We start from the raw sequence: 11,533 nt of genomic DNA, 5'->3' as shown, positions 1-11,533 counted from the left end.
ACGACGACCCTCTATCATTGGATTGATTGCCAGATTATGCAGACCCGAAATATTGATTTAGTTGAAAAGTTGAAACGACATTCCAAAGTCAGCGCGCCGAAGACTCGACCCCATAAGAAAGTCCTAGGGATGTCCATCGACGAACGCCCTGAAGAAATTAACACCCGTCAAACTTTTGGTCATTGGGAAATTGATACGGTCATTGGCAAGAAAGGCAGAGATGAACCGGTCTTGTTGACCTTGGTCGAACGGTTGAGTCGTTTTGAAGTCATTCTAAAGATTGAGAACAAGACGGCTCAAGCGGTGGATGTCGCTTTCAGGGGGTTACGAGCTCGTGCTGGCGACCATTTTTCGTTACTCTTTAAGAGTATTACGGCGGATAACGGCTTAGAATTTGCGGGGTTGAGTCAAACACTGGCTGACGACGTGGCCGTTTATTTTGCCCATCCTTATGCTTCTTGGGAAAGAGGAACTAGTGAAAATCAACATGGGTTCATTCGACGCTTTTTACCCAAAGAAACCTCAATGAAAGACGTGACTGAAGCCGATTGTCGCCGCATCCAACAATGGATGAACCATTATTCGCGCAAGGTTTTGGACTATGAGACCCCTTATGAGGTTTTCATACGCTGTTTCTATAAAGAAAGACAAGCTCGCGCACACGTGCCCGCTTGACAACGAGCCTCCTTCGGCATGGTTTTCTTGGTAAGGCGGTCAATGACCCATTAGTGAACCAAACTACCATGCCTCAGCTCATTGTCAAGCCGTCACTGGCAGAGAGGATTAATGTTACATAGCTAGTTACCCGAGGTGGCTAACTTATACTTGAAATTTACAGTTGGTTCTATTTATCTAAAATTTAATCTAAATATATGACCTCGACCTGCATAGCAGGTGGTTTATTGTTTCGTTCACTCAACTTACTAAATAAACAAAGAAAAGCTCTGGGGGTTTCCCTCCAAAGCGTTTCTTATATTTATTGCTAATTATATATTACCACAGGTTATAGCTACACATACTAGGAAATTAGGGTATATGTCTAAATTAACCCTAAATCTTTGTTGTTATCAGTTCTAACTCATATTAATGATTAAATTTATTTTCCATAGAATTTGCAAATCTTACCAAGGATAACATAACAGGAACCTCAACCAGAACACCTACTACAGTTGTTAACGTAGCTCCTGATGATAACCCAAATAGAGATATAGCAACTGCAACGGCCAGCTCAAAAAAGTTAGATGCACCAATCATGGCACAAGGAGCTGCAATTGAATATGGTAGCTTTGCTAAATATGACATAAAAAATGTTATTGCAAATATAAATAAAGTTTGAATTATCAAAGGAATTGCAATAAGGATAATATTTAGTGGTTGATCCAATATCTTCTGTCCTTGGAATGAAAATATTATAATCAACGTCAATAATAATCCCATCATAGTATATTTATCAAATGTAGGGATGAAAGTTTTATTTAGGTAGCCCTCCCCTTTATTTTTAATAATTATATTTCTAGTTATCATGCTTAAAATAAGAGGAACAACAATAAATAATACAATGGATAATAAAAGTGTTCCCCATGGAATATTTATACTTCCAACCTTTAATAAGAAACTTACAATTGGTATATATGCAATCAAAATAATTAGGTCGTTACTAGCTACCTGTACTAAGGTATAAGCACTGTCACCTCTTGTTAACTTGCTCCATACAAATACCATTGCGGTACATGGTGCAGCTCCAAGTAAAACCGCCCCAGCTAAATACTCTGATGCCAATTCCTTATTTATAAATCCTTTATAAATAATAAAGAAAAATAGGGAGGCGATTAAATACATGGTAAGCGGCTTAATTACCCAATTTACAAACCATGTAATAAATAGGCCTTTAGGATTTTTCCCTATGTCTTTTATACTCTTAAAATCAATTTTCAACATCATTGGAAAAATCATTATCCAAAGTAAAATTGTTGTTGGTATAGATACATTATAGAACTCAAAATTTCCTAGCCAATCTGGAATAGCAGGAAAATAGTTCCCAATAACTATGCCTATTACCATACAAATTAACACCCAAAAAGTCAGGTTTTTCTCAAAAAAACCAATCCCATCTGTTTTCTTCATCCCTAAATTTCCTCAACTTCCTCAATTAATTTATTAACCTTACTTTCGATTTCCTTAATAGTTTTTATAAACTCTTCATCATTTTTTCCAGTAGGATCATCAAGTCCCCAATCATCTTTTTTAACAGTGTAAGGAAGAATTGGACAATTGACATTACATCCCATTTTAATTAGGTAATCAACTTCAGGAATATCATCTAAAAGTTTTGGCTTTTGAGTCTCTTCCATATCAATTCCATACATTTCTTTGACAAGTCTTACTGCATCCTGATTAATTTGTTCCTTTAATTCTGTTCCTGCAGAATACGCCTCTATAGAATCTCCAGCAAATTTTTTTGTTAGTGCTTCAGCGATTTGACTTCTGCACGAATTATGAACACACACGAATGCTACTTTAGTTTTCATCATTTTCCCTCCTATATATTATAAAGTTTATCACCACGAAGGTTTTCTTTTGTCCATTCAACGACTGCTAATTTTCCTGAAGTATGATCTAATATCTTGTTAATCCACTTAACTTCTTCATTTGCTTTAGCAGATAACATCTTGTTACTAGGATTTGCTTTGTAAAGGGATGAATTAACAATCCACCAATTGGTATGAATTGATGCCCTTTTTAGATCTTCTTCCAAGCGATATGCCTCATAATATGGAGTAGCCTCTGCCAAGCTAACGATTAAAACTTCTGTTTCCTCTCCTCTTAATCTAGGTAACAATTTTTTTACAGATTCAGGTATCTGTCCTTGTGTTCTTTCAACTTCTTTATGATAGCTTAAAGTTGAGTCTAAGAGTAACAAGGTATGACCCGTAGGAGCAGTATCGATAACTACTATTTCATCGTCTGCTTTTTCCACTAGCTCTGCAAAAGCTCTAAATACAGCTATTTCCTGTGTGCATGGTGATCTTAAATCTTCTTCAATGTAAGCTATATCATCATCACTCATTGTTTTTCTTGCATTTTCAAGTACTTCATCTTGATATTTTTTTAATTCTTCTTTTTCATCAATATGACTCATAGACATTCCACTTGAACTATCTATAATAAATTTTAAATGGTCAGCGGGATCTGTTGTAGCTAGGTGTACCTTTTTACCAAGTTTGCTTAGCTTAAGAGCAACAGAAGCTGCCATAGTAGTCTTACCTACACCGCCCTTGCCCATAGTAAAGATTACTTTTCTATTATTCTTTACAAGATCACTAACAACATCATCTAAATTAAAGAGTTTACCTTTTACTTCCACTTTTTGTTCGTTTATTTGATCTTTCTTAAGAAGATTTCTTATAGATTCAATTCCAGTAATGTTATATGATCTTAAGGCAATCGTATAGGTATCAAACTCAGTTAACATATCTGGCATATTTTCAAGTGCTAACTTTTGTTTGTTAAATATACTTTCAGATAAGTCATCATCATATTTTTCTAAAAGACCATTAATCACTAATATTTGATTTTTTATTCCAATCTCAGATAGCTCTTTTGATGCTCTGGCTACTTCTTTAAGTGGTGTATTATCAGGTCTTGTAACTAATAATAGGGTTGTTAAGCTCTCATCTGATAAATTTTCAACTGCCTTTTTATATATTTCTTTTTTAGCCTCTAATCCTGATAACTGTCCTAAACAGGATGCTCCATGCGTACTTTCACTGATAAAACCAGTCCAAGCAGAAGGAAGCTGTAACATTCTAAGGGTATGACCTGTAGGTGCTGTATCAAATATAATATGTTCATATTCTGTATTGAGCTTAGGATTTGTAATGAAATTAGAAAACTCATTAAAGGCAGCAATCTCTACTGTGCAAGATCCAGATAGCTGTTCTTCCATATTCTCAATAACAGAATCAGGCAATTTACCCCTAAAAGGTGCTACTACACTTTCTTTGTAGTTATGTGCAGCTTCTAGTGGATCTAGGTTGATTACTTCTAAATTATTTACTCCTTTAACCGGCTTTGCTTCACCGTCTAATTCTGTTGCAAAAACATCTTGAAGATTTGAAGCAGGGTCTGTACTAATAAGTAGTACTTTCTTTCCTTCGTCTGCTAAAGTCACTGCTGTTGCACAAGCTGCAGATGTTTTGCCAACACCTCCCTTGCCTGTGAAAAATAGATATTTAGTTAATTTAAGATTTTCAAGATTAAATTCCTTCATAATAAACCTCCCTTAGCAACAAGAGCTGTTATTCCCACAGCACCCTTGATTAGGTTTTTCATCTTTACTACTTTCAAGATAATCCTTAGGGATTTCTAAAAGTTCCATTATTTCTTCATTCTTTGGATATCTTCCTTCTATGACTATATCATCATCTACAAGGATTAACGGAAGCTTGTCGGTTCCATTTTTATCCAAAGCATCTTTTACCTTGTTATTATTGACAAATGCCATTGGCTCACTTGATAAATTGTATCTTTCGATAGTGATACCATTTTTCTTCAATTTGTTAATTAATGTTGAAATACGTACGAGTTCTGGGTCTACATCAACTCCACAAACACCTGTATCACAACACATAGCTGGTTCATAAATTGATATTCTTTTCATTTTTTACATCCTTTCTTTAATTTTTAATTAAATTTTATTAATACATCAAATTTATTTGATATGAAGAGTGTTTTTTTAGTTACCCTTAAGGGTAACTAATTTCTTTCAGTAGATTCTAAAAACATCTGCATTATTTTTTGTCTTCCTTGTTCAGAAATAGAGTAGTAAATCCACTTACCTTCTTCTCTAGCTATAACAATTCCTGACTCTATTAAAATTTTCATATGATATGACAAGCCTGATTGTGTTAAATCTAATTTTTCTTGTAAAAAACAGGCACATTCTTCCCCATTTTTTAATAAGTCTAATATTTCTAGGCGAATTGCCGCTGAAAAGGCTTTAAATATCTTTGCAGTTTTTTCTAAATCTCTTTTCATAAAATCCCTCACATCAATTTTTTTTGATGTGTTTATTGTATCACTAATTATTTTTTTTACAAGTCTTATTTCGTGATATATCGAAAATTCTTATGGATAATCTTGTCATCTTATATATTAGTGCAGTCTATAATTTGGTGGTATTTCCACCAATTTCAACTGTTATCCCTTTTATTCTATTTGCCAATATCTCACCTCCTTAATTTTAGGCATCAAAAAAACACCTACAAATTAGTAAGTGCTGTAAACATTATTCAATATTAGTTTAAAATCAATTTTCATTTAGTCGTTTCTTTTTTAAATAGATACAGAGTTAACAGCTATAGACAATATAACTAGAACCCATAATGCTTTGCTCATTGTAGGCATAATGTCCACAAGACCTCCCCAGTCTTCTTTAATTACACGGCTATCTCCATCAAAATAGAATGCGCATACTGTCAAAGCTTAAAAAAAACTCAAAAATCTATATATTTCTGCATATTTATTTTTTATTGCCGTTATCATATTTAATAGTGCAAATACAATGGCACCTATCCCAAAAATTAACCATATAAATCCATCCTTACGTTTTTTAATGTATTGTTATTACTTAAATAAATCAGAGTGTGAGGTAGTTCTTACTAGAGATAATACTAAAACCTCTTCTATATTTTCATATATCAACAAAAAAATCGAGCTCTATATGATATTCACTAGACCCTTTGTAATTTCCGGCTAATGAATGGTCTCTATATTTTTTATCAAAAGTTTCATCTTTTGCTAATTTCTCAATAATATCAAACAAATTTTCAATATCTTTCCCTCTCCAACTTCTATATCAATATCCTGATATCTATCGCTAAACTTCATAATGGTATGCCTCTCACCAATTCTAACTTATATTATCTTATACCCCATCCATACCGTTAAGCAATTTTCAGACTCTTGTTATTGAATCTAAAAACAATAAACATATTGATTTCAAGCCTTTCAGAATGTCTAACAGACTATTACCTTGTCATCAATACTAGAGCCTCAGCCGTAGCTTTCACCAATCGAAACTCGTTATTCACTCGCTTCTCTTTGGGAAAACCTGGCATGAGACCTACCTCTGCTTCGCATAGATTAGCTTTGCTAATTGCGTGATAGCAGGGTTAGGGCTTCAACGTGGCTTGAGTGGTCAGTATGCATAAATTTTAATATTTTAAGCAAGCGTCGTATGTGAGAATATATCCATAAGTATATTTCTTATGTTTTAAATTATCTCTAAATCTAAATTTCCTTATAATATATAATTATTATTTGTATAAATAAAATACCATAAATATAGTAGACAAGATTTATCGAAATTTATTTATTATTTTTGGTTTTGCTATTACATAGTCTTTTGAGTGTTATTCAAATAAAACTTCTTTTTTCTTATCCAGTTTTCTATTCGCATAATTTACCTGCCATATCACAGGTAAGAAAATAACACTTATTTTCAACATCATACACAATTCTTTCTTCTCATGTTCCTTTGGACAGATAAGATAATTTTAAGTAAACAAAAAAGACCTACTAAAGATTTCCTTTAATAGGTCTGAAATATAAAAATAGACTATTAACTTGTAATTAGGGATATGAAATAATTAATCGTTCCATTTTCAATCAATATATAAAATCCGAGTCCAATAAACACGACTGGAACAATTATTTTTTCGTACTTTTCCACCACATCTTCGATTGTAGGAATTGAGGCTAAACTTTTAGATAATTTGCATAGCATAAAAATTCCTACCGCAAATATTACTAAACTTATACAAACCTCGATCAAACTCTTTCCTATAAAAAAGGGGATATAAATTCCTAAATTATCTCCACCCATTGCCACTGTTAAACTTGTAAATGCTAAGATTTTTGATCCTTTTCCGGTAATTTTCCCCTCGATGTCTTCTTCATCAATATCTTCATCCACAAAAATTGCTCTTATACCAAGACCTAGTGGGATTAGACCAAGGAGCCCGATAATCCAATCTTGTGGAATAAAATTTAAAAAGTAAGCGACAATAAGACTAACCAGCACAAGCAGTCCTGTACCTAAATACTGTCCTGTATAAATTGATTTCAAGCCTTCCTTGCCTTGACTAGCGAATAAAATAGTCAAAACAACTAAGAAATCAATTGATGTAGACACAAAAACTAATAAAGCGGATACTATTGTTTCCATTATTTCTCCTTTCAAAATATTTAATTTTTATAGCCAATCAAAAATTGACTGCACACACATTCTGTTTCGAGTAGCCTTGATAGCTATCAAACTGCGTTCTCAACCCCAATGGTTAAGGGAAACATATCCAACATTGGCTCTCGTTTGTGGGAAGATATCAACGGTTTTGTCTGTTCGTGAGAACATATCAACTCAAATCATTTCATGGTTAATCCCTTATCAATGGCTTCCTGAAAAATCTTATGACCACATACCCCCAAAGGATTGTTTTCCTTACAAAGCGAATTTTTCATCGCTCCAGTTATGGCATTTACTTCTTTAACGGTTTTCGCACCATGCTTTACAACTGCTTTAATTACCTGATCTTCTGTGACTTTGCTGCAATAACAAGCACACTTAGGATCTGCATCTTTCTTAAACCAGATAGGAACCCTAACTTGGTCTTTTAAGAATTTTATTTCTTTATCTAAGTTATAGTAAATAACGTCGCAGTCCTCATTCATGCATATCTTATATTGATCTCCATCAACGGCATTACGATAATCATTTGTCACCAAGTGTTCAACGGTTATCCTACTAACTGTTACTCCTTCATTATTACAGACAGGGCAACTCTCCTTTGTTCTATTTAAATTTTGTGTGATACATTCACAGCAACATTCATCAATAACTTTCAATTACATAAACTCCATATCTTTAAAACCATTTAATTCAAGGTAAATCCCAACCAATTTTCATTTATAGTTTTTAAATTAAAAAACACCCCTTGATTGTATCGTCAATTATCGGTATCTTTCAAGGGGTGAATAGGAAAAATAGTTTATAGATTCTTTACATTCAAAGCTCTAAAAGCATTTAATACTGCAATGATAGTTACACCTACATCTGCAAATATAGCTGTCCACATAGTTGCTATTCCAAAAGCACTCAAAATAAGAACAATTATTTTTATTCCAATTGCAAATACTATGTTTTGATGTGCAATTTTTAGTGTCTTTTTAGAAATCTTCATCGCAGTAGCAATTTTCGATGGCTCATCAGTCATAATTACAACATCAGCAGCTTCAATGGCCGCATCAGAACCTAAACCACCCATTGCTATTCCAATGTCTGCACGAGCTAATACAGGGGCATCATTGATTCCGTCTCCAACAAAGGCAAGTTTACCTTTTTTAGATTTTTGCGAAAATAATTCTTCTAGTTTTTCAACTTTGTCTGCTGGCAGCAGTTCTGCATAAACCTTATCAAGACCAAGCTCTTTAGCAATTTTTGAACCAATACTTTTATTATCACCTGTCAACATAACTGTTTGTTTAATATTAGCTGCCTTAAGTTCCTTGATTGCTTGTGCTGAATCTTCCTTTACCTCATCGGAAATTACAATGTAACCTATATACTTGTTATTAACAGCAACATGTACAACAGTACCGATCAGCTCTCCCTTGAAATAAGGGATATCCATCTTTTTCATAAGTTTGATATTTCCTGCCATAACCTTTTTGCCATCTACTGTTGCAATAACACCATGACCTGATATCTCTTCTACATCTGAAATACGTCCATTGTCTATTTCTTTGCTATATGCACGTTTCAGTGAAAGTGAAATCGGATGATTGGAATAGCTTTCCGCATGTGCAGTTAATTCTAGTAGCTCTTCTTTGGAAACTCCTTCTGGATGAATTTCCTGTACATTAAATACACCTTTCGTTAGTGTTCCAGTTTTATCAAAAACAACAATTTCAGTTTCTGCTAATGCCTCTAAATAATTACTACCCTTGACTAAAACACCTTTTTTTGAGGCTCCACCTATTCCACCGAAGAAACTCAAAGGAATTGAAATAACTAAAGCACACGGACAGGATACCACAAGGAATGCTAGTGCTCTATATATCCAATCACTAAAAGTCGCCCCGTCTATAACAAGAGGCGGTATAATAGCTAGAAAAACTGCAATTATAACCACAACCGGTGTATAATATCTCGCAAACTTCGTAATAAATTGTTCTGAATTGGATTTTTTACTACTTGCATTTTCAACTAAATCAAGAATTTTACTTACAGTAGATTCTCCAAATTCCTTGGTAACCTCTGCTGTAATAACCCCATTAATGTTGATGCACCCACTTAGGATATCACTTCCAACTTCTACTTCACGAGGAACAGATTCGCCTGTTAGTGCCGATGTATCAATCATTGAACTTCCCTCAATTACCTTGCCATCAAGAGGAATTTTTTCTCCTGCTTTAATTACAATAATATCTCCAATTCGTACTTCATCTGGGTCAACCTTGACAAGTTCATCACCTTTTTTAACATTTGCATAATCTGGTCGAATATCCATAAGGCTTGCAATTGACTTTCTCGACTTGCCAACTGCATAGCTTTGAAACAGTTCTCCAACTTGATAAAACAGCATAACTGCAACACCTTCAGGATACTCACCAATAAAAAATGCACCAATTGTTGCAATACTCATTAAAAAGTTTTCATCGAAAACTTGACCTTTAAAAATATTTTTTACAGCTCTTTTTACAACATCTCCACCTACAATAATATAACTTATTATAAAGAGAGCAATCTGTAACCATTCGTTATTTAAATTAAGCAATACTGCTGTAGCTAACACGGCTGCACCAATAATTATTCGCCATAGTCGTTTTTTCATACTAAATCGCCTCCTTTAAGCCTTTTTCATAGTTGTATCGGGTTCGTTTTTTTTAACAATTTTTTCGGCCTCTGCTATTATTGTTGGCATTTTTTCATCCTCACCATCAATAGCGAGTTTTGTGGTCATAAAGTTAACAGTAGCTTCTTTCACTCCATCAAGCTCATTAATAGCCTTTTCCATTTTTGCCGCGCAATTTGCACAATCTAAACCTTCAAGTATAAATTTCTTTTTCATTATTAAATCCTCCTAAATATTATTTGTAACTTTATTTTGAATACTACAAGTCTTTTTCAAATTTTCTTGAAGCATTGCTCATTTGAAATGAAGACTTAAATATATGCCCAAATATCTTCAAAAAATATTCTATTCTAACGCATTACTACTTCTCGTTGATATGAATTAGACCTTGGTCAAATATTTCTCTTACATGATCATCAACTAATGAATAATATACTACTTTGCCTTCTTTTCTGTTTTTCACTAAATTAGCTTGTTTTAAGACTCTCAACTGATGGGAAATTGATGATTGTGTCATGTTAAGTAATACAGCGATATCACAAACACACATTTCAGATTCATGTAAAGCCCATAATATCCTGATTCGTGTTGAATCTCCAAATACTTTAAATAATTCCGCTAGATCATAAAGGCTTTCTTCTTGAGGCATTTTATCTCTAACTTTATTTACAATATCCTCATGAATTACATTGCAGTCACATCTTTCAATTGAATTAAATTTTTTAGTCATATTATCGCCTCTTTTTAAATCATTTCGTCTGAATACTTGAACATTCATTCATACGTTGTATATTTATTATATTTTTATTTTTCTCTTGTGTCAATAGTTATATGAGCATTTATTCAAGTGTTTTTTATATTATTTAAAATATCTCAAAAACATCTGCTAAGACATTAGTAACATCCTTTCTCGGTATCCTGTTCCATACATATTCTTAAAACAAATCCTTAAAAATAAAGACTTCACCTTCGTACAAGTTTTCGATTTCTTTAATAGCTTCATCTAACAGATTATCACATCACTCATGTGGTCAACTCCTTATCAATAACCTTATAAACAACATTTTTGATAATATCCCATGTATAAATCATGTAAAAGTCAATGCAAAAACCGCCAGTCAAGAGAACCTAACTCTTAATTGACGGTTTATATTAGTATTAAATCATACTTCCATTTCAATTCCAGATTTAAAGCATATTACAAACTGGTCATCATAAACACTAACACTCTGGATAATCTTCCTTATATATGACCTCGACCTGCATAGCAGGTGGTTTATTGTTTCGTTCACTCAACTCACTAAATAAACAAAGAAAAGCCCTGGGGATTTCCCTCCAAGGCGTTTCTTATATTTATTGCTAATTATATAGTACCACAGGTTATAGCTACACATACTAGGAAATTAGGGTATATGTCTAAATTAGAATCTTCTAAATTAACCCTACATCCTTGTTGCTATCAGTTTTAACTCTTATTCAATAATTAAATTTATTTTCCATAGAATTGGCAATCTTTACTAAGGCTAACATAACAGGAACCTCAACCAGAACACCTACTACAGTTGTTAACGTAGCTCCTGATGATAACCCAAATAGAGATATAGCAACTGCAACGGCCA

12 protein-coding genes and 2 pseudogenes are annotated in these 11,533 nt (G+C 33.4%); 1 reads left to right on the top strand and 13 read right to left on the bottom strand.

What is annotated here, in order from left to right:
- The coding region (locus tag BMX34_RS09185; RefSeq protein ID WP_143440763.1) for an IS30 family transposase at positions 1-675 on the top strand (675 nt) is incomplete at its 5' end.
- Positions 676-1,083: 408 nt separating this feature from the next.
- Here BMX34_RS09185 and arsB read toward each other — a convergent pair.
- The 13 genes and pseudogenes from arsB to BMX34_RS09120 all read right to left on the bottom strand — a co-directional run.
- Positions 1,084-2,124 carry an ACR3 family arsenite efflux transporter gene (gene arsB / locus BMX34_RS09180; protein ID WP_092572725.1) on the bottom strand — a complete coding sequence of 347 codons (1,041 nt, stop codon included), beginning with the start codon at positions 2,122-2,124 and terminating at the stop codon, positions 1,084-1,086.
- A gap of 2 nt (positions 2,125-2,126) precedes the next feature.
- Positions 2,127-2,531, bottom strand: coding sequence for an arsenate reductase ArsC (locus BMX34_RS09175; RefSeq protein WP_092572724.1), 405 nt, complete (start codon positions 2,529-2,531; stop codon positions 2,127-2,129).
- 8 nt (positions 2,532-2,539) lie between these two features.
- Positions 2,540-4,270, bottom strand: a complete 1,731-nt coding sequence (gene arsA, locus BMX34_RS09170) for an arsenical pump-driving ATPase (protein ID WP_092572723.1) — start codon at positions 4,268-4,270, stop codon at positions 2,540-2,542.
- 12 nt (positions 4,271-4,282) lie between these two features.
- A complete protein-coding gene (gene arsD, locus BMX34_RS09165) occupies positions 4,283-4,660 on the bottom strand; it encodes an arsenite efflux transporter metallochaperone ArsD (protein ID WP_092572722.1) in 378 nt (125 codons plus the stop codon).
- A 95-nt stretch (positions 4,661-4,755) separates the two neighbouring features.
- Positions 4,756-5,037, bottom strand: a complete 282-nt coding sequence (locus BMX34_RS09160; protein WP_092572721.1) for an ArsR/SmtB family transcription factor — start codon at positions 5,035-5,037, stop codon at positions 4,756-4,758.
- A gap of 655 nt (positions 5,038-5,692) precedes the next feature.
- Positions 5,693-5,824 (bottom strand): type II toxin-antitoxin system YafQ family toxin, encoded by a 132-nt coding sequence (locus BMX34_RS09895; protein WP_234971719.1) that lies wholly within the window; start codon positions 5,822-5,824, stop codon positions 5,693-5,695.
- Between the two features lie 798 nt (positions 5,825-6,622).
- Positions 6,623-7,228 carry a cadmium resistance transporter gene (locus tag BMX34_RS09145; protein WP_092572720.1) on the bottom strand — a complete coding sequence of 202 codons (606 nt, stop codon included), beginning with the start codon at positions 7,226-7,228 and terminating at the stop codon, positions 6,623-6,625.
- A gap of 197 nt (positions 7,229-7,425) precedes the next feature.
- Positions 7,426-7,905 (bottom strand): Csac_0668 family 2Fe-2S cluster-binding (seleno)protein, encoded by a 480-nt coding sequence (locus BMX34_RS09140; protein WP_092572719.1) that lies wholly within the window; start codon positions 7,903-7,905, stop codon positions 7,426-7,428.
- A gap of 143 nt (positions 7,906-8,048) precedes the next feature.
- A complete protein-coding gene (locus BMX34_RS09135; protein ID WP_092572718.1) occupies positions 8,049-9,893 on the bottom strand; it encodes a heavy metal translocating P-type ATPase in 1,845 nt (614 codons plus the stop codon).
- A 15-nt stretch (positions 9,894-9,908) separates the two neighbouring features.
- A complete protein-coding gene (locus BMX34_RS09130; protein WP_092572717.1) occupies positions 9,909-10,130 on the bottom strand; it encodes a cation transporter in 222 nt (73 codons plus the stop codon).
- Between the two features lie 145 nt (positions 10,131-10,275).
- Positions 10,276-10,644, bottom strand: coding sequence for an ArsR/SmtB family transcription factor (locus BMX34_RS09125; RefSeq protein WP_092572716.1), 369 nt, complete (start codon positions 10,642-10,644; stop codon positions 10,276-10,278).
- Between the two features lie 433 nt (positions 10,645-11,077).
- Positions 11,078-11,173 (bottom strand): annotated as a pseudogene (locus tag BMX34_RS09890) (DNA recombinase); the annotation flags it as partial.
- Between the two features lie 217 nt (positions 11,174-11,390).
- Positions 11,391-11,533 (bottom strand): annotated as a pseudogene (locus BMX34_RS09120) (arsenical-resistance protein); the annotation flags it as partial.

Source organism: Ignavigranum ruoffiae (assembly GCF_900110675.1).
Classification (GTDB): Bacteria; Bacillota; Bacilli; order Lactobacillales; family Aerococcaceae; genus Ignavigranum; species Ignavigranum ruoffiae.
Note: the sequence above shows the minus strand (reverse complement) of the source record. Positions and strands in the feature narration are given on the sequence as shown.